The 18,203-nt window shown below is 61.9% G+C and carries 21 protein-coding genes; 11 read left to right on the top strand and 10 right to left on the bottom strand.

Going from position 1 to position 18,203, the window contains the following annotated elements:
- The first annotated feature begins 78 nt into the window (after window positions 1-78).
- Both AC0L2V_RS03405 and hutC read left to right on the top strand, forming a co-directional pair.
- Window positions 79-1,431, top strand: a complete 1,353-nt coding sequence (locus tag AC0L2V_RS03405; RefSeq protein ID WP_473519442.1) for a formimidoylglutamate deiminase — start codon at window positions 79-81, stop codon at window positions 1,429-1,431.
- Window positions 1,428-2,189, top strand: coding sequence for a histidine utilization repressor (gene hutC, locus AC0L2V_RS03400; RefSeq protein WP_473519441.1), 762 nt, complete (start codon window positions 1,428-1,430; stop codon window positions 2,187-2,189). Before AC0L2V_RS03405 ends, hutC begins: the two co-directional genes overlap by 4 nt.
- Window positions 2,190-2,356: 167 nt before the next feature.
- Here the strand turns inward: hutC and AC0L2V_RS03395 are convergent, their stop codons facing one another.
- Window positions 2,357-2,701, bottom strand: coding sequence for a RidA family protein (locus AC0L2V_RS03395; RefSeq protein ID WP_027153903.1), 345 nt, complete (start codon window positions 2,699-2,701; stop codon window positions 2,357-2,359).
- Window positions 2,702-2,924: 223 nt separating this feature from the next.
- On the opposite strand from AC0L2V_RS03395, the gene aztA reads away from it, so the two are divergent.
- The 4 genes from aztA to AC0L2V_RS03375 all read left to right on the top strand — a co-directional run bounded on the left by aztA (window position 2,925) and on the right by AC0L2V_RS03375 (window position 6,028).
- Window positions 2,925-3,737 (top strand): zinc ABC transporter ATP-binding protein AztA, encoded by an 813-nt coding sequence (gene aztA / locus AC0L2V_RS03390; RefSeq protein WP_473519440.1) that lies wholly within the window; start codon window positions 2,925-2,927, stop codon window positions 3,735-3,737.
- The gene (aztB, locus tag AC0L2V_RS03385) at window positions 3,737-4,612 is read left to right on the top strand and encodes a zinc ABC transporter permease AztB (protein ID WP_473507724.1); all 876 of its coding nucleotides are present in this window, start codon (window positions 3,737-3,739) and stop codon (window positions 4,610-4,612) included. The genes aztA and aztB overlap by 1 nt, the downstream gene beginning before the upstream one ends.
- Window positions 4,613-4,631: 19 nt before the next feature.
- Window positions 4,632-5,543 carry a zinc ABC transporter substrate-binding protein AztC gene (aztC, locus tag AC0L2V_RS03380; RefSeq protein ID WP_473519439.1) on the top strand — a complete coding sequence of 304 codons (912 nt, stop codon included), beginning with the start codon at window positions 4,632-4,634 and terminating at the stop codon, window positions 5,541-5,543.
- A 146-nt stretch (window positions 5,544-5,689) separates the two neighbouring features.
- Window positions 5,690-6,028: a protein tyrosine phosphatase family protein gene (locus AC0L2V_RS03375; protein WP_473519438.1), complete on the top strand. Its 339-nt coding sequence runs from the start codon at window positions 5,690-5,692 to the stop codon at window positions 6,026-6,028.
- Here the strand turns inward: AC0L2V_RS03375 and AC0L2V_RS03370 are convergent.
- Window positions 6,025-6,492 (bottom strand): Lrp/AsnC family transcriptional regulator, encoded by a 468-nt coding sequence (locus AC0L2V_RS03370; protein WP_027153898.1) that lies wholly within the window; start codon window positions 6,490-6,492, stop codon window positions 6,025-6,027. The genes AC0L2V_RS03375 and AC0L2V_RS03370 overlap by 4 nt on opposite strands.
- Before the next feature lie 140 nt (window positions 6,493-6,632).
- Between AC0L2V_RS03370 and hppD the strand changes: the two genes are divergently transcribed.
- From hppD to AC0L2V_RS03355, 3 genes are all read left to right on the top strand, one after another.
- Window positions 6,633-7,745: a 4-hydroxyphenylpyruvate dioxygenase gene (gene hppD, locus AC0L2V_RS03365; protein WP_473519437.1), complete on the top strand. Its 1,113-nt coding sequence runs from the start codon at window positions 6,633-6,635 to the stop codon at window positions 7,743-7,745.
- 80 nt (window positions 7,746-7,825) lie between these two features.
- Window positions 7,826-8,041 (top strand): type II toxin-antitoxin system Phd/YefM family antitoxin, encoded by a 216-nt coding sequence (locus AC0L2V_RS03360; RefSeq protein ID WP_473519436.1) that lies wholly within the window; start codon window positions 7,826-7,828, stop codon window positions 8,039-8,041.
- Entirely contained in the window at window positions 8,038-8,412 is a 375-nt protein-coding gene (locus AC0L2V_RS03355; RefSeq protein WP_473519435.1) for a type II toxin-antitoxin system VapC family toxin, read from the top strand. Before AC0L2V_RS03360 ends, AC0L2V_RS03355 begins: the two co-directional genes overlap by 4 nt.
- Here the strand turns inward: AC0L2V_RS03355 and AC0L2V_RS03350 are convergent, their stop codons facing one another.
- From AC0L2V_RS03350 to hmgA, 6 genes are all read right to left on the bottom strand, one after another.
- Window positions 8,413-8,949 carry a DinB family protein gene (locus AC0L2V_RS03350; protein ID WP_473519434.1) on the bottom strand — a complete coding sequence of 179 codons (537 nt, stop codon included), beginning with the start codon at window positions 8,947-8,949 and terminating at the stop codon, window positions 8,413-8,415. It lies immediately after the preceding gene.
- A gap of 1 nt (window position 8,950) precedes the next feature.
- Window positions 8,951-9,238, bottom strand: coding sequence for a hypothetical protein (locus tag AC0L2V_RS03345; RefSeq protein ID WP_473519433.1), 288 nt, complete (start codon window positions 9,236-9,238; stop codon window positions 8,951-8,953).
- A gap of 36 nt (window positions 9,239-9,274) precedes the next feature.
- Window positions 9,275-9,568 carry a hypothetical protein gene (locus tag AC0L2V_RS03340; RefSeq protein WP_287329494.1) on the bottom strand — a complete coding sequence of 98 codons (294 nt, stop codon included), beginning with the start codon at window positions 9,566-9,568 and terminating at the stop codon, window positions 9,275-9,277.
- Window positions 9,565-10,578 (bottom strand): fumarylacetoacetate hydrolase family protein, encoded by a 1,014-nt coding sequence (locus AC0L2V_RS03335; RefSeq protein WP_473519432.1) that lies wholly within the window; start codon window positions 10,576-10,578, stop codon window positions 9,565-9,567. The genes AC0L2V_RS03340 and AC0L2V_RS03335 overlap by 4 nt, the downstream gene beginning before the upstream one ends.
- A 73-nt stretch (window positions 10,579-10,651) precedes the next feature.
- Window positions 10,652-11,542 carry an MBL fold metallo-hydrolase gene (locus tag AC0L2V_RS03330; protein ID WP_473519690.1) on the bottom strand — a complete coding sequence of 297 codons (891 nt, stop codon included), beginning with the start codon at window positions 11,540-11,542 and terminating at the stop codon, window positions 10,652-10,654.
- Window positions 11,543-11,553: 11 nt separating this feature from the next.
- The gene (gene hmgA, locus AC0L2V_RS03325; RefSeq protein WP_473519431.1) at window positions 11,554-12,867 is read right to left on the bottom strand and encodes a homogentisate 1,2-dioxygenase; all 1,314 of its coding nucleotides are present in this window, start codon (window positions 12,865-12,867) and stop codon (window positions 11,554-11,556) included.
- Window positions 12,868-12,946: 79 nt separating this feature from the next.
- Here hmgA and AC0L2V_RS03320 point away from each other — a divergent pair, with 79 nt between their 5' ends.
- Window positions 12,947-13,402: a MarR family winged helix-turn-helix transcriptional regulator gene (locus AC0L2V_RS03320; protein WP_473495239.1), complete on the top strand. Its 456-nt coding sequence runs from the start codon at window positions 12,947-12,949 to the stop codon at window positions 13,400-13,402.
- Between the two features lie 63 nt (window positions 13,403-13,465).
- On the opposite strand, the gene tdh is transcribed toward AC0L2V_RS03320, so the two are convergent.
- Together tdh and AC0L2V_RS03310 are read right to left on the bottom strand one after the other, a co-directional pair.
- Window positions 13,466-14,500 carry an L-threonine 3-dehydrogenase gene (gene tdh / locus AC0L2V_RS03315; protein ID WP_473519430.1) on the bottom strand — a complete coding sequence of 345 codons (1,035 nt, stop codon included), beginning with the start codon at window positions 14,498-14,500 and terminating at the stop codon, window positions 13,466-13,468.
- Window positions 14,501-14,552: 52 nt separating this feature from the next.
- The gene (locus tag AC0L2V_RS03310) at window positions 14,553-15,740 is read right to left on the bottom strand and encodes a glycine C-acetyltransferase (RefSeq protein ID WP_473519429.1); all 1,188 of its coding nucleotides are present in this window, start codon (window positions 15,738-15,740) and stop codon (window positions 14,553-14,555) included.
- Between the two features lie 281 nt (window positions 15,741-16,021).
- Between AC0L2V_RS03310 and AC0L2V_RS03305 the strand changes: the two genes are divergently transcribed.
- The gene (locus AC0L2V_RS03305) at window positions 16,022-18,094 is read left to right on the top strand and encodes a putative bifunctional diguanylate cyclase/phosphodiesterase (protein WP_473519428.1); all 2,073 of its coding nucleotides are present in this window, start codon (window positions 16,022-16,024) and stop codon (window positions 18,092-18,094) included.
- Window positions 18,095-18,203: the final 109 nt, after the last annotated feature.

Below are 18,203 nucleotides of genomic sequence, written 5' to 3'. Positions count from 1 at the left end.
GGTGGTTATGTATATACATATTGAAACGCACTGCAAGTGGTATCATTGCACGGGACACTGGGAATCGGAGAGAAAAACGTGACGGCGATCTTTGCGGAACAGGCGCTTCTGCCCGACGGCTGGCATTCCAATGCCCGGATCGTCCTCAGTGATGGCCACATCACCACGGTCGAGCAGAACACCGCATCCCAGCCCGGCGACGAACGCCATGCCATTCTGCTGCCAGGCATGCCGAACCTGCACAGCCACGCCTTCCAGCGCGGCATGGCCGGTCTAGCCGAGCTGCGCGGCCCTTCAGCCGACAGTTTCTGGAGCTGGCGCGAGGTGATGTATCGCTTCGCGCTGTCGATGACGCCGGATCAGGTCGAGGCGGTCGCCGCGCAGCTCTATGTCGAGATGCTGGAGGCTGGGTTCTCACGCGTCGGCGAGTTTCACTATCTGCATCACGACCGCGACGGCCAGCCCTACGCCAACGTCGCCGAAATGGCCGACCGCATCACCGCCGCGGCTGCCGACACCGGCATCGGGCTGACGCTGCTGCCGGTCTTCTATGCACATTCCTCTTTCGGCGGCGCAGCGCCGAACGAAGGCCAGCGGCGATTCATCAACGACATGAATCGGTTCTCGCGGCTTGTTGAGAAATGTCACGAAACCGTTCGCACCTTAAATCACGCGGTCGTCGGCATAGCCCCGCACAGTCTGCGCGCCGTGACACCGGAGCAGTTGGAAAACATCGCGACAATGGCACCCGGCGGACCGATCCACATCCACATTGCCGAGCAAGTGAAGGAGGTCGAGGACTGCCTTGCCTGGTCCGGGGCGCGGCCGGTCGAATGGCTGCTCGCCAATGCCAGGGTCGATAGTCGCTGGTGCCTGATCCACGCCACCCACATGACCGAGACCGAGACGGCGGCCATGGCGAAAAGCGGAGCAATCGCCGGCCTCTGCCCGATCACCGAGGCTAATCTCGGCGACGGCACCTTTGCAGCACCTTTGTTCAAACAGCATGGCGGCCGCTTCGGCGTCGGCTCCGACTCCAACGTGCTGATCGGCCTGCCGGACGAATTGCGGCAGCTCGAATATTCGCAGCGCCTCGCCCACCGTGCCCGCAACCTGCTGGCGGTCGCCGGCGGTTCGACCGGGCGCGCACTGTTCGATGCCGCGCTCGACGGCGGCAGCGCAGCGCTCGGCGCAAGTCCCTCGCGGATCGCCGCTGGCGCCCCAGCCGATTTCATCTCGCTCGATGGCAAGCACCCGTCGCTTGCCGGCAAGACGGGCGATGCAGTTCTCGACACCTGGATCTTCGCCAACGGTTCCAAGGTCGATTGTGTCTGGGTGCATGGCAAGAAACTGGTCAGCAGTGGCAGGCACGCAAGGCGCGATTTTATTGCCGAGCGTTTTCGCAAGGTGATGGCGGCGCTTTCGCCATGAGCATGATCCAGACAATGGATGCGAACGGCGGGGATGCGGACGGCGGCGAGCCCCTCTCGCTGCATCAACGCATCCTGTCCGACATCAGCGAACGAATCCTGTCCGGCGCCTGGGCGCCCGGCCACCGCATCCCGTTCGAGCACGAACTGACGGCCGAGTACAAATGTTCGCGCATGACGGTGAACAAGGCGCTGTCGCAGCTTGCCAAGGCGGGGCTGATAGAGCGCCGCCGCCGCTCTGGCAGCTTTGTCCGGCGGCCGCAGTCGCAAGCCGCGGTGTTGGAAATCCATGACATCAGGATCGAGGTCGAGGCGCTCGGCCTGCCCTATCGCTACGAGCGTGTCGCGCGGCATAAAAGGCGCAGCAGCGCCGAGGATCGCGCCTTGCTGGAACTCGACTCCAACGGGCCGGTGCTGGCGCTGGAATGCCGGCATTTCGCCGGCAAGCGGCCGTTCGCCCACGAACAGCGGCTGATCAACCTGGCCGCTGTGGCCGAGGCTACCAACGAGGAATTTTTTGCCGTCGCGCCCGGGCCGTGGCTGATCGCCCGCGTGCCATGGAGTGCCGCCGAGCACCGCATCCGCGCCGTCGCCGCCGACAGACACATTGCGACCGCACTCGAAATCGAGTCCGGCGCCCCCTGCCTGGTGGTCGAGCGACGGACATGGAGCGCCGAGCACCCGGTCACCCATGTCCGTTTCACCTATGCGGCCGACAGCCACACGCTGGTCGCGCGGTTCACGCCGTCGCAGGGGTAACCCTCCCTCTCAGGGGGAGGGTCGGCGAGCAGTCGGAGCGCAGCGGAGATTGCGAGACGGGGTGGGGTCGGCGAAGTTGCACCGACCCCACCCCGAGTCACTAAATGCCGCCATGCGGCATTTGCTCCGCGACCCTCCCCTCAAGGGGGAGGGTTAAGAGCCGCATCTCAAATCGCTGCAGTAATAATAATCTCGACCAGATATTCCGGCCCGGCAAGCTTGGCCTCGCCGGTGGCGCGGGCCGGGGTATGGCCCTGTGGCACCCACTTGTCCCATTCCGCGTTCATCTCGGCAAAGGTGCTCATGTCGGCCAGCCAGATGATCGCCTGCAGGATCTTGGTCTTGTCGGTGCCGGCCTTGGCCAGCAATTCGTCGATGGCCGCTAGGATGTCCCTGGTCTGGGTGCCGACGTTTCCGCCTGGTTCGCCGACCTGACCAGCCAGATAGACGGTGTTGCCGTGGATGACGATCTGGCTCATGCGTGGGCCAACATCGATGCGACGAATGCTCATTGGACGTTTCCTTCCTTTGTGGGTCGCGCCTCTTTAGAGTCGCGGTTCGCTGGGGGCAAGGTTGCATGAGCGAATCCTCTTGAGCCAGCAGGCGTGGGGCGAAAATAGGCACACGCAAATTGCTCCGGTCGCCGCAATTCCGCCGGATTGACTTGTTGACTAATGTAATAACATCACATATCCACCGCCGCTGCCGTATTAGTGGTGTCCCACGGATCGTCACATGACCAAAACCTGCCTGACATTCCGCGACCTGACGCTGGGCTACAACAGCCATCCGGCGATCCATCATCTCGATGGCACGATCCGCCGCGGGTCGCTGACTGCCGTCGTCGGCGCCAATGGCTCGGGTAAGTCGACCCTGATGAAGGGTATCGTCGGCGTGTTGAAGCCGATGGCCGGCACGGTTGTCCGGGCGCCCGGCGTGCGCGCAGCTTATCTGCCGCAACAGTCGGAACTCGACCGCTCCTTTCCCGCCCGTGTCGTTGATCTGGTTTCGCTCGGCCTGTGGCCACGGCGCGGGCTGCTCGGCCGCTACACCAGGGAAGATCGCGATTCGGTCAGCCAGGCGCTGATGGCCGTCGGCCTCGGCGGCTTCGAGAAACGCCCGATCGACACGCTGTCGGGCGGCCAGCTGCAGCGCACGCTTTTCGCCCGCGTGCTGCTGCAGGACGCCGATCTCATTCTGCTCGACGAACCGTTCAACGCCGTCGATACCAAGACCGTCGGCGACCTGATCGCACTGATCAAGCGCTGGCATGGCGAGGAACGTACGATCCTGGTTGTCGTCCACGATCTGGAACTGGTGCGCCAGAATTTCCCCGAGACGCTGCTGCTGGCGCGCCAGCCAATCGCCTGGGGCGAAACCAGGGAAACGCTGCGCCCGGAAAACCTGTTGCGCGCGCGCCGCTTCCACGAAGCCTGGGAGGAGAACGCGCCCTGGTGCGAGCCCGACAAGCACGGTGATCACGGTCACGGCCCCGGGCACAACCACGCGCACGACCATCATCACGGCTCCGGGCCGCGGGCAGCATGATGGACACGCTCTACGGTTTTCTCATCGCTCCGTTCGCCGAATTCGCCTTCATGCAGCGGGCGCTTGCCGGTTCGCTGATGCTGTCGCTCGGCGCCTGCCCGGTCGGCGTGTTCCTGATGCTGCGGCGCATGAGCCTTTCCGGCGACGCCATGGCCCACGCCATCCTGCCGGGTGCTGCCGCCGGGTTCCTGTTTTATGGGCTGGAAATCCTGCCGATGACCATCGGCGGGCTGATTGCCGGCATCATCGTCGCGCTCGGCGCCGGCGCCGTCTCGCGCTTCACCATCCAGCGCGAGGACGCTTCGATGGCGGCCTTCTACCTGATTTCGCTGGCGATCGGCGTGCTGATGGTGTCGATCCGCGGCTCCAGCGTCGATCTCATGCACGTGCTGTTCGGCACCGTGCTTGCGCTCAACAATGAAGCGCTGACGCTGATCGGCGGCATCGTGCTGGTCACGCTGGTCAGCCTCGCCATCTTCTGGCGGGCGCTCGTCGCCGAATGTCTCGACCCGCTGTTCCTGCGTTCGGTCAGCCGGCTGGGCAGCCCGGTGCATTTCATCTTCCTCGGCCTCGTCGTGCTCAACCTGGTCGGCGGCTTCCAGGCACTCGGCACGCTGCTATCGGTCGGGCTGATGATGCTGCCTGCGGCTGCCGCCCGCTTCTGGACCATGCGCGTCGAGCCGATGTGCGTGCTGGCGGTGCTGATCGGCTTTGCCTCCTGCGTCGCCGGGCTGCTTTTGTCCTACCACGTGTCGCTGCCTTCCGGCCCGGCCATCATCCTGTCGGCCGGCGTGGTCTATTTTGCCTCGATCCTGTTCGGCACGCGCGGCATCCTGCGCGCCCGCATTATCCATCACCGCCACAGAACCGCCTGATCCCAAAGGAGTGCTGTCCATGCTGAAATCGATCCGCGCCGCCCTGGCAGTGGGCGTTATGACATTGTCAGCCTTTGGCGCGTCGTCGGCCCTCGCGGAGCCGTTGAAAGTGGTCGCCAGCTTCACGATCATTGCCGATTTCGCGAAAAATGTCGGCGGCGACCGGATCAACCTGACCACCATCGTCGGGCCGGATGGCGATGCCCATGTCTACGAGCCGAGCCCGGCTGACGCGGTGGCGATGGCGGGTGCGGATGTGGTGCTGGTCAACGGCCTGCATTTCGAAGGCTTCTTGCAGCGCCTGGTCGACGCCAGCGCCACCAAGGCGACGATCGCCGTTTTGACCAAGGGTGTCACGCCGATCAACTTCAAACCCGAATTCGCCGATGCCGATGCCGAAGATACCGATCCGCATGCCTTCCAATCGGTCGCCAATGCCAAGATCTATGTGAAGAACATCGCCGACGCCTTCTGCACCGCCGACGCCGAGGGTTGCGACAGCTACAAGGCCAATGCCGCCGCCTATACCGAGAAACTCGACGTGCTTGAGGGCGAAGTTCAGACGGCGATCCAGTCGATCCCGAAGGAGAAACGCGTCGTCATCACCTCGCATGACGCCTTCGGCTATTTCGAGAAGGCCTATGGCCTCACCTTCCTGGCGCCCGAGGGGGTGTCGACCGAGTCGGAGCCGTCCGCTGCCGACGTCGCCAAGCTGGTCAGCCAGGTGAAGCAGGACAAGGCGGCGGCGGTCTTCATCGAGAACATCGCCAACGCGCGGCTGATCGAGCAGATCGCCAGCGAGACCGGCACCAAGGTTGGCGGCACGCTTTATTCGGATGCGCTGTCGCAACCCGACGGCCCGGCCTCGACCTATATCGACCTGATGCACAACAACATCGCCCAGATCAAAGGCGCGATCCTCGGAAGCTGATGCATTCCTAGCCAGCCGGGCCGCGTCGGCTCGGTTGGATTCTCCGTCGAAAATAACTATCTGCGCAGTGGGATTTCATTCTGCGCGGATTGCCGATCTCGTCGGGGAGTCTTAAGACTGCGGCCAAACCAGTTTTGCGAGGAAACATGGAATATCGTCAGATCACCGAGGACTATTCGGTCTCCGGCCAGATCCAGCCCGAAGAAGTCGCCGCCATCAAGGCCGCCGGCTTCAAGAGCGTCATCTGCAACCGGCCTGATGACGAGCAGCCCGGCCAGCCTTCGGCGGACACCGTCAAAGCGGCAGTCGAAGCCGCCGGGCTTACCTTTCGCTACATCCCGGTCATCAGCGGCCAGATCACCGCCCAAAATGTCGAGGACCAGGCTGAGGCGCTCGATGCTCTCGAAGGCCCGGTGTTCGCCTATTGCCGTTCCGGCGCACGCTGCACCAACCTTTTTGGGCTGATCCAGCAGTCGAAGGGCTAAATCGGCAGCGCGCCGGTTTCCTTCAGCGTTTCCAGCACGATCGCCGTCTTCACATGCTGCACGGATTCGTGCGGCAGGAGCACGCCGTTGACGAATTCCGAAAGCGATTTCAGGTCGGGCGTCACCACTTTCAGGATGTAATCCATCTCGCCGGTCAGCGCGTGCGCCTCCTGCACTTCCGGCAGCCGCGCCACCAACTCGCCGAAGCGCCGCGCATTGTCACGGTTGTGGGTGGCGAGCGTCACCGAGATGACGTTGACCAGTGAGAAGCCGAGCTTGTCGCGGTCGAGCACCGCGCGATAGCCCCTGATATAGCCGTCCTCCTCCAGCCTCTGGCGGCGGCGCGAACATTGCGACGCCGACAGGTTCACCCGTTCCGACAAATCGTTGTTGGTCAGCCGTGCGTCGCCCTGCAAGAGAGCCATTATCTTGCGGTCAAACTGGTCTATGCGCGCCTCATCCATGATTTTTTCATCCACCATGCACAATTCCCGCATGATCTATTCGTTTAAAGCGTTTGAATGCAAGCACCATGCGCCTGCTCCGCGCTATAGTAGCGTCAAAATGGCCCTTTGCGGCCAAGCAGCTTTTGGAGGACAACACCATGGGTCCCTTCCCGCACGATGCGCCGCCCGCAACGATCAGCAAGGCCAATCCCGCCGGCACCGACGGCTTCGAATTCGTCGAGTTCGCGCATCCCGAACCGGAAAAGCTCGCCGAGCTTTTTACCCGCATGGGCTATGTACCGGTAGCCAAGCACCGCACCAAGAACATCACCGTCTGGCGGCAGGGCGACATCAACTATGTCGTCAATGCCGAACCCGGCTCCCATGCGATGAAATTCGTCGACAAGCACGGCCCCTGCGCGTCCTCGATGGCCTGGCGGGTGGTCGATGCCAAGCACGCGTTCGACCATGCTGTCGCCGAGGGCGCCACACCCTATGAAGGCGTCGACAAGGCGCTCAATGTGCCGGCGATATCAGGCATTGGCGGCTCGCTGCTTTATTTCATCGAGGTCTACGGCGACAAAGGCTCGGCCTACGAAGCCGAATTCGACTGGCTGGGCGAGCGCGACCCGAAGCCGGAAGGCGTCGGCTTCTATTATCTCGACCACCTCACCCACAATGTCTATCGCGGCAATATGGACAAATGGTGGGATTTCTATCGTGACCTGTTCGGCTTCAAGCAGATCCATTTCTTCGACATCGACGGCAAGATCACCGGCCTGGTCAGCCGCGCGATCACCTCGCCCTGCGGCAAGATCCGCATCCCGCTCAACGAGTCCAAGGACGAGACCAGCCAGATCGCCGAATATCTGAAGAAGTACAATGGCGAAGGTATCCAGCACATCGCCGTCGGCACGGACGAGATCTACGGCGCCACCGACAGGCTGGCAGCCAACGGGCTGAAGTTCATGCCCGGCCCGCCGGAAACCTATTACGAGATGTCTCATGCCCGCGTGCACGGCCATGACGAGCCGATCGAGAGGATGAAAAAGCACGGCATCCTGATCGACGGCGAAGGCGTGGTTGACGGCGGCACGACCAAGATCCTGCTGCAGATCTTCTCGAAAACCGTAATCGGCCCGATCTTCTTCGAATTCATCCAGAGGAAGGGCGACGAAGGTTTTGGCGAGGGCAATTTCCGTGCGCTGTTCGAATCGATCGAGCAGGACCAGATCAAGCGCGGGGTGCTGAAGGTGCAGGCGGCGGAGTGAGGTGCGCCTTCAAATTCCTTGCGGTTCGATCAATTATGACCTAAATTCTGGTCATAAGAGGTCTGACCATGAATGTTCCGATGGCAAAAGCGAAGGCCCAACTCTCCGAGTTGGTGAAACGTGCGCAGGCCGGTGAAGAGATCCATCTGACGCGGCATGGCGAGGTTGTGGCAACCTTGAGCGCTCCCGCCCGGGCTGGCGGGAGCAAGGGCCTTTTTGGAGCCCTGAAAGGCCAAATTCGGATATCGGATGATTTTGATGAACTCAGTCCCGAATGGGACGAGTACATTAAATGAGCCACCAATATCTGGTGGATACTCATATTCTGCTTTGGGTACTGAACGCAGACTCGCGCCTTTCGGACCACCATCGCGACATCTTTCTTGCGGGCGAGGATGTGGTTGTCAGCGCCGTTTCGGTAGCAGAGATCGCCATCAAGAAATCGCTCGGCAAAGTCACGCTCACAGGCAACATAGTGGAAATCTTGCGATCGAACGGCATTCCGATCCTCAGTGTGAATGAACTACACGCGGCGAGGCTTGAGCATTTGCCGCTCCATCACCACGATCCTTTCGACCGTCTGCTCATCGCACAGGCTAAAATTGAAGGCCTGACGTTGGTCACTGCGGATCGGCATTTTTCAGCCTATGACGTTGCGTTGGTCTGATCACAGATTCAGCCGCTCAACCTCCGCCTTTCTCAACTTCAAATCATAGTTGAGCAAAAACTCATCGAGTTGCGGCGGCTTTACCGAGGTGCCGGACATCATCGCATGCACCTGGCCGCGATGATGGATCCCATGGATGAAGAGATGGGCGAGCAGATCGCCGATGCGCTCCGGTATTTTTCCGTCCTCGCGCCGGTCGGTGATGACATGGCGGTCGAGATCGGCCGCCGACAAATGATCGCAAAAGGCGATCAATCGCCGGTCGGATGCGCCCTGGGCGTCAAACAGCGCTTGTGGTTCATCGAACGGCACGAAATCGTCATGGGCCGCGGCGCCAACGCCGCCCTCTTCGAGAAAATCGAGGTAGAGATGATCGACCGCGAGGATGTGGTTGAGCGTTGCCTTGATGGACGGAAAGAAGCTGGTTCGCTTGGCTTCGAATTCGCCGGGCTCAAGCTGCAGCACAGCGCTATACAGCCGGTCGTTCGACCAGAGATTGTTGCGCGCCATGCGGCGCAGATGGTCGAGCAGGTCCACGTCACACACCAGTCCAGGCAATCAATTTCACAGCGATACCGATAGCCCCTATGGCTAGCAGACGAGCGATCATACGACGGCGTAGCGCTTGCGTTTCAACATCGCTCGCAACGTCCCGATTTATAGCGACGTTAACAAGCTTCGGCAGACGCGCCACGCTACTGAAGTTACGCAGTCTTTCAGATCGATCCTCGATCTGGCGGCAGAGACGGATCGCCGAAATCAAAAGCCAGGCAGTAGCGATGCTACAAATTCCCACGAACCAAAGGTAAGCAGCGGTGTAAGGCATCTTGGGTCCCCCCGCGTTTGGAACGATTAAGCTAGATCACTCCGCTGACTGGACCAAGGATACGCCCGCCCAGAGAAGTGCGAATCCGGCGAGAACGATCAGCAGCAGCCGGTTCATGCGCCGGCGCATGGCTTGCGTCTCCTCGTCCCGCGCGACGTTCGTGTTGGTCACCGTGTGGAAAATCATCGCGTTGCGCGGAAAGCCGCTGCGGTTGGTAAGCCCGGGCGAGCGCGCCTCGATGCGATAGCTCAGCCGGACCGCCTGGATGAAGATCGCCAGCATGAGAAGAGCCCAGACACCGCAAAGAAGATAGACAGTCTCGCCTGTCATTCTCCGTATTTCTCGACCTTCTGCTCGATCGCACCAAAAATCGAATGTCCGATCCTGTCCTTCATCTCGATGCGCACAATGTCGCCAAGGCCCAGGAACGGGGTTGTCGGTTCGCCGCCCTCGATGGTCTCGATCATGCGCAACTCGGCTATGCAGGAATAGCCGGCGCCGCCCGCCGAGACAGGCTTGCCAGGCCCGCCGTCGAGCTTGTTGGAGACCGTGCCCGAACCGATGATGGTGCCGGCGGCCAGCGGCCGGGTTTTCGCGGCATGCACAATCAGCGCCGGAAAATCGAATGTCATGTCCACGCCGGCGTTGGCGCGGCCAAACGGCTTGCCGTTGAGATCGACCAGCAGCGGCAGGTTGACCCTGCCGCCATCCCAGGCCTCGCCAAGTTCGTCCGGCGTCACCGCGACGGGCGAAAACGCCGAGGACGGCTTTGATTGGAAGAAGCCGAAGCCCTTGGCAAGCTCTGGCGCGGTGAGGGAGCGCAGCGTGACGTCATTGACCAGCATGACCAGCCGGATCGCGGCTCTTGCCGCATCGAGGCTTGCGCCTATCGGCACATCGTCGACGACGACAGCGACTTCCCCTTCCATGTCGACGCCAAGAGCCTCTTCGACCGTGCGGATCGGATCACGCGGCGCGATGAAACTGTCCGAACCACCCTGGTAGATCAGCGGATCGGTCCAGAAGCTTGCCGGCATCTCGGCACCGCGCGCCTTCCGCACCAGTTCGACATGATTCACATAGGCAGAGCCATCGGCCCACTGGTAGGCGCGCGGTAACGGCGAATGGGCATCATGCTCGTGAAAGCGCGCTGACGGCACCGCATTGTTCTCCAGCGATTCCGCTATTGTCGCCAGATGCGGCGCGATCCGGTTCCAGTCGTCGAGCGCCGACTGCAGCGTCGGCACCAGAAACGAGGCATCGGTGAACCGCGTCAGGTCGCGCGAGACGACGACCAGCTTTCCGTCGCGCGTCCCGTCCTTCAATGTGGCAAGCTTCATGCGGTTTCCTCTCCTGATGCGGCTTTGGTGCCGCTTGAATTTTGTTCTTATGATCTCTTCCGAAAACCGGTTCTCACTTTTCGCTAACGCGGTCCTTCGGTTCGGGATCATGCTCCAGTCCCACAACAAGGCCGTCGCGGGCGATCGTCAAGTCTCCGGCCCATGTTTTCCTGACGGCGGCGATCCAGTCGGCCTCGCCGATCTCGGGATCATCGGCCGGGATGAGGTGGTTGAGCACCAGTCTTTTGGCTCCTGCATCACTGGCGATGCGCCCCGCCTCCTCAGCAAAACTATGGCTGGCGAGCAGATGCTCCCTCAGCCGCGCGCCATTGCCGGTTTTCGCGACGAGCCGCTCGATGCCGTCTTCCAGCATGGCTTCATGGACGAGAATGTCGGCGCCTTTGGCGAAATCCGCCAATGGCGGAAAGAACGCCGTATCGGCGGAAAACACCACGCTCTGTCCGGCATGCTCGAAGCGCAGCGCAAAGCAGTCGTTCACCGGCGGATGGTCGACGCGTAGCGCCAAAACCTTCAGGCCGCGCTCCTCCATCACCCGGCCTTCGCAGAACTCGATGATCGAAACCAAATCTGCGATATCAGGCCGGCCTTCGTCGACTATGCGTATCTCGATGTCGAATTCCATCGCCTGGCAAAAGCACTGCCAGTAATGGCCGGTGCCGGGCGGGCCGAACACGGTGACCGGTGTCGCCAGACCCGCCGTCCAGGCGGTGTGGATCAGCGGACCGAGTTCCAGCACATGGTCGGAATGCAGATGCGTGATGAAGACCAGGTCGAGCGACTTCAGGCTGATGCCGGTCTCGGCCAGCCCGTGCGTCACGCCAAGCCCGCAATCCACGACGATGGTACGCCCGCCGAATTTCAGCAGCGACGAACTCGGCCACGGCCCGCCCGGCCGGAGCGCCGGGCCGCCCTTCGAGCCTAGCAGCACCAGCCGATCCCGCATTGGATCAGCGCTCAAGACCAGTCGCCCTCGGGCGTGCCGTTGAAGCGCTTCTTCAGATCGGCCCAGCAGTCGATGTAATTGTCCTGCCGGGTTTCAACCTCGGCGGCGTAGCGGGTCAGCATCTGTGGGAATCGCGTCTCGAACATGAAGGCCATGGTGTTGTCGAGCTTGACCGGTTTCAGATCCGCGTGGAAGGCTTTTTCAAAACCTGTTGCGTCAGGCCCGTGGGCCAGCATCAGATTGTGCAGGCTGATGCCACCGGGAACGAAACCCTCTTCCTTGGCGTCGTACTGGCCGTGGATCAGGCCCATGAACTCGCTCATGATGTTGCGGTGATACCAGGGCGGGCGAAACGTGTTTTCGGCCACCAGCCAGCGCGGCGGGAAGATGACGAAGTCGATGTTGGCGGTGCCCTCTTCGCCGCTCGGCGCGGTCAGCACCGTGAAGATCGACGGATCGGGATGGTCGAACAGGATCGCGCCGACCGGCGAAAACGTTGCAAGATCATATTTGTAGGGCGAGTAGTTGCCGTGCCACGCCACCACATCCAGCGGCGAATGATCGAGTTCAGTGACGTGAAACTGCCCGCACCATTTCACGATCAGCCGGCACGGCGTCTCCTTGTCCTCGAACCAGGCGCAAGGCGTCTTGAAATCGCGCGGATTGGCCAGGCAATTGGCGCCGATCGGGCCACGATCCGGCAACGTCAGCTTGGCGCCGTAGTTCTCGCAGACATAGCCGCGCACTGTTTCATCGACCAGTTCGACCTTGAACACGAGGCCGCGCGGCAGCACGGCGATCTCGCCCGGTCGCAATTCGATGACGCCCATCTCGGTGACGAAGCGCAGCGCCCCCACTTGCGGCACGATAAGCAACTCGCCGTCGGCGTTGAAGAAATGGTCGTCGGCCATCGAGCGGTTGGCAACGTAGACATGGGCGGCCATGCCGGTCTGGCCGAGCACGTCGCCGGCGGTGGAGATCGAGCGCATGCCGGCAATGAAGTCGGTCGGTTCCTTCGGCATCGGCACCGGGCTCCAGCGGTACTGGCCAAGCGCAAGTTCGTGATCGCCGACATTCGGCGCGCTTTTCCACAGCGGATAATTCGCCGCCTTGAAGCGGCCGGTGTGCCTGACGCTCGGCCTGATGCGATAAAGCCAGGAACGCTCGTTGGTGCCGCGCGGCGCGGTGAAGGGCGAGCCCGAAAGCTGCTCGGCATAAAGGCCGTAGGCCGGCCGCTGCGGCGAATTCCGCCCTTGCGGCAGCGAACCGGGCAAAGTCTCGGTTTCGAAGTCGTTGCCGAACCCCGGCATGTAGGAAAAGGCCATGGCATCCTCCCTGGATTGACCAAATTGGTTTCGTTTGTAACCATTGAAAATGTAACTATCAATCGTGATGGAGCAGACCATGGAGGCTGACACCCTCGAACTCGAAAGCTTCCTGCCCTACCGGCTCTATCGCCTTGCCGATGCTGTCAGCCGCGAATTTTCCAGGGTTTACAAGGACCGCCACGGCCTGACGCGGCCCGAATGGCGCACGCTGGCCGGTCTCGGCCAGCACGGCACGATGACGGCAACAGCGCTCGGCGAACAGTCGGCCATGCATAAGACCAAGGTTTCGCGCGCCGTCGCCGAGCTCGAACAACGCCGCTGGCTGACGCGAAAACCTGATGAAAAAGACCGCCGTGTCGAGCATCTGACGCTGACCGGAGCGGGCCTTGCCGCCTATCGCGAGATGGTGCCGTTGGCAAAAGCGTTCGAGCGGGACTTGCTGGGAAGGCTGACCGCGAGCGAGCGAGCGGCGGTCACGGAAGGGATGGCGGCACTTAAGGGGGCATTGGATAGATCAACGACGCAGCTATGAAACTGCTACGCAGCGATCATTCCCACCCCTCCAACGTTTCCGGAACGGCACCCGGCCAACATCTCACCAATCCATCACCACCTTGCCGGAATTGCCGCTCTTCATCGCATCGAACCCGGTCTGGAAGTCGTCCACGCCGATGCGGTGGGTGATCAGCCCACTGACATCGAGCGGACCCTGCACCAGCGCGATCATCTTGTACCAGGTCTCGAATATCTCGCGGCCATAGATGCCCTTGAGATGCAGCATCTTGAAGATGACCTTGTTCCAGTCGATCTCGAAGCCGGTCGGCGCGATGCCCAGAATGGCGATCTTGCCGCCATTGTTCATGGTGTCGATCATGTCGCGGAAGGCGGGTGCGGCACCCGACATTTCGAGGCCGACGTCAAAACCTTCGGTCATGCCGAGCGCCGGCATGATATCGCGCAGCTTTTCCTTCGACGCGTCGACCACATGCTGGACGCCGAGTTTTTTCGCCAGCGCCAGCCGCACCGGGTTGATGTCGGTGATGACCACCTTTCGCGCGCCGACGCACTGCGCCACCAGCGCACCCATGATGCCGATCGGCCCGGCGCCGGTGACCAGCACGTCCTCGCCGACCAGATCAAAGGACAGTGCGGTGTGAACCGCATTGCCCAGCGGATCGAAGATTGCGGCGATCTCGTCGGGCACGTCGTCGGGGATCGGCACGACGTTGTGCTGCGGGATCGCCAGATATTCACCGAAGGCGCCCGGCCGGTTGACGCCGACGCCGAGCGTGTTGCGGCACAGATGCCCCCTGCCCGCCCGGCAATTGCGGCAATGGCCGCAGACGATGTGGCCTTCGCCCGAAACACGCTGGCCGATCTTGTATTCGGTGACCGCCGCGCCGAAGTCGGCGACGGTGCCGACGAATTCGTGGCCGGTCACCATCGGCACCGGCACGGTCTTCTGCGCCCACTGGTCCCAATTGTAGATGTGGACGTCGGTACCGCAGATCGCGGTCTTCCTGATCTTGATCAGAACGTCGTTCGGGCCGATTTCCGGCACCGGCACTTCTTCCATCCAGATGCCCGGCTCGGCCTTGGCCTTGACCAGCGCCTTCATCATGTTCGACATTCTTTTGTCCCTTGAAACTCTTGATCCGGAATCGCTTTTCGGTTCCGGCCGTTCAGGAAATCACACCAAGTTCGCGCCCGACCGCGCCGAACGCAGCCACCGCCCGGTCGATGTCGGCGCTGGAATGGGCGGCCGACATTTGCGTGCGGATGCGCGCCTGGCCCTTCGGTACCACCGGAAACGAGAAGCCGATAACATAGATGCCGCGCTGCAGCATGCGCGCCGCCATCTCCTGCGCCAGCGTCGCATCGCCGAGCATGACCGGAACGATCGGATGATCGGCGCCGGCCAGCGTAAAGCCGAGCTTACCCATTTCAGACCGGAACCGCGCCGCATTGGCATAGAGGCGCTGGCGCAGCGCATCGCCATTTTGGATCAGTTCGAAAACCCGGATCGAGGCGCCGGCGATCGCCGGCATCAGCGTGTTGGAAAATAGATAGGGACGCGAGCGCTGGCGCAGCCAGTCGACCACCTGGCTCTTGCCCGATGTGTAGCCGCCCGACGCGCCGCCCAATGCCTTGCCGAGCGTGCCGGTGATGATGTCCACCCTGCCCTCGACGCCGCAATGCTCGGCCGAGCCGCGCCCGTTCCTGCCGACGAAGCCGACTGCGTGGCTGTCGTCGACCATCACCATTGCATCGTACTTGTCGGCGAGATCGCAGACGCCCTTCAGATTGGCGATGATGCCGTCCATGGAAAATACACCATCGGTGGCGATCAGCCGAAAACGGCAATCCATCGCCTCCTTCAGCCGCGCTTCCAGATCGGCCATGTCGTTGTTGGCGTAACGGAAACGCTTCGCCTTCGACAGCCGCACGCCGTCGATGATCGAGGCATGGTTCAGCGCGTCGGAAATGACCGCATCCTCCTCGCCGAGCAGCGTCTCGAACAGCCCGCCATTAGCATCGAAGCAGGAGCCGTAGAGGATCGTGTCCTCCATGCCGAGAAAGCCAGAAATCGTCGCCTCGAGCTGCTTGTGCTCTTCCTGCGTGCCGCAGATGAAACGCACCGACGCCATGCCGTAGCCATAGCGGTCGAGTGCCTGCTTGGCCGCATCGCGCAAGTCGGCGCTATCGGCGAGGCCAAGATAATTGTTGGCGCAGAAATTCAGCACCCTCTCGCCGCCCACCTCGATCTTAGCCGATTGCGTCGAGGTGATCACCCGCTCGGATTTGTAGAGGCCGGCCGATTTCAGCCCTTGGAGCTCGCTGTCGATATGGGAGAGGAATGCCGCGCTCATGATCTGGCCCTGTTGAGATTGAATGGACTGTCGCCCCGCGCGGGCGAAAAATCCACCGCAAAAGCGACGGCTTCGGTGACCCGACGGTCAGTGGTCAGAATGCCGCCCCGGAATGCCGCCAAATGGCAGATGTTCAAATGCAGCTGCGGCGCGAAAGAAGGCGATAACCATTTTGCGAGCTTTCCACCGCTGCTGCTGTGTCGACTTCCGGAGCTGTTAACCTTTCAAGCCAATGGTTCTCATACCCAACAATCTGTCGGCGAGAGGGACCGCCCCAGAAAATGTCGCAGCAACCGATGCAAACCATTTCGGGCAAGCTCATATTGCTGATCAAGGCAGGCTATTGGCTGGCGCTGCTGATCATTGCAGCCATGGTGATGGCCTCCTTCATCCTTCTCCAGCAGATGATGGCTGGCCATCGGCACGACGACACGCTGCTCGATATTGTCGGCATGCAAAAGGTGCTGTCGCAACGCATTGTCTTCCTTGCCAACGCGGCAGGAGCAGCTACGCCCAATCAACAACCGGCTCTGGTCACCGCATTCAAACAGGCCACGGCCGACTTCGAGAGGAACTACGACCTTCTGCTCGAGCGCGTGGTCGGCGACCCGGCGTCACCGGCAAGGGTCGATCCAAAATCAGTCGAGAACGTCCTTTTCGCCAAGCCGTTTCATCTCGATTACTTCTCGGTCGGGCTTATCGCCAACGGCGAACGCCTGGTTTCGGCGTTTGAATCGCAACTCGGCATGGCCGACAATGGCGGCTACAAGGGTGGCGGCGAACGCGTCAACCTCGACGCTTCCGTCGCCAATGCGGCCCTGTCGGGCTATGCGGCACTCGGCCAGCGCATCAGCGCCCAAGCCGACGCGCGATCTGAGGGCCTTCTCGCTCTCCATCGAACGCTGTTCTACTCCACCCTCGGCGTCATCGTGCTGGTGGCACTTTTCATCTTCAGGCCGATGTCGAACACCATCCTGCGCAAGACGCGTGAACTGATCGATACCCGCAATTCCATGGCCTTCATCGCCGTGCATGACGGCCTTACCGGCCTGCACAACCGCACCTTCCTGACCGACCATTTCGATACGCTGATCAAGGGCGCGCAGCGCCGGCGGGAGCGGCTTGCGGCGGTCCACCTCGACCTCGACCGGTTCAAGCAGATCAACGACACGCTTGGGCACGCCGCCGGCGACTATGTGCTGGTGGTGACGGCGCAGCGCATGCGTGATTCTTGCCGGGCGTCGGATCTCTGCGTGCGTCTCGGCAGCGACGAGTTCGTGATGATCCTCAACGGTGCCGGCGGCACCGAGGACATCAACACGGTCGCCGGGCGCGTCCTGTCGCAGATCAACGAACCGATCGTCTATCGGGGCGCGACCATCCTTCCGGGCGCCAGCGCCGGCGTCGCCGTCTATCCGGTCGACGCCGACAATGCGCAAGATCTGCTCGTCCACGCCGACCTCGCGCTCCACGCCGCCAAGAAGCAGGGTGGCGGCAGTCTCTCATTCTTCTCCGAGGCGTTGCGGCATGAACTCGACTACCGCAAGCGGCTCGAGCATGACATCAGGATCGCTATCGCGGAGAAGACGTTCCAGGTCTATTTCCAGCCACAGGTTTCGTTGTCGAACGGCACGATCGGCGGCATCGAGGCGCTGGTTCGCTGGAGACATGCCGAGCGCGGCATGATCGCACCGGGCGAGTTCATTCCCATCGCCGAGAAATGCGGACTCATGCCGGCGATCGGCCGCATCGTCATCGCCAAGGCAATCAGCGAGGCGGCGGAGTGGAACCGTGCCGGCATTGCCTTCGGACGGCTCGCCGTCAACGTCTCCGGCTCCGAATTGCGTGAGGCCGATTTCGACGCCTTCCTCTTCGGTGCGCTGGAAAAGTCTGGGCTGCCGCCACAAAAACTGTCGCTCGAGATCGTCGAATCCGTCATTCTCGACGACGAGAAGACCGGCATCGCGGCAAAGCTGCGGCACATCCGCGCCGCCGGCGTCCATCTTGAACTCGATGATTTCGGCACCGGCTACGCGTCGCTCAGCCACGTCAACCCGAACGAGATCGACAGGCTGAAGATCGATCGCCGCTTCGTCCAGAACATCAATGAGAACGGCGACAACACCAAGATCGTGCGTGCCATCACCGAACTCGCCCGCGGCCTTGGCATCTCGATCGTCGCCGAGGGCGCCGAAACCGAGGCTGAGCTCGATTCGCTGATGGCGATCGGCTGCGACCAGGTGCAGGGCTACTCGATCGCCTTCCCGATGCCGCAGGACCAGGTACGCGAATGGCTGGTCGCGCGGGCGCCGAAGAGAGCCAGGCTGACGGTGCTGCAGGGAAGGCTGGCGTAAGGCGCCAACCTGACACGCCGCTTCGGAAATGTCGGCCTGATGGGGTTACGGCCGGTCTGTAGCTGGCTACCGCTACATCTTGGGCTCGCTGAAACAATGCGTTCGGCGG

The sequence above is a fragment of the Mesorhizobium sp. WSM4814 genome (genome assembly GCF_055811595.1).
This window is presented reverse-complemented; position numbering and strand designations above follow the sequence as displayed.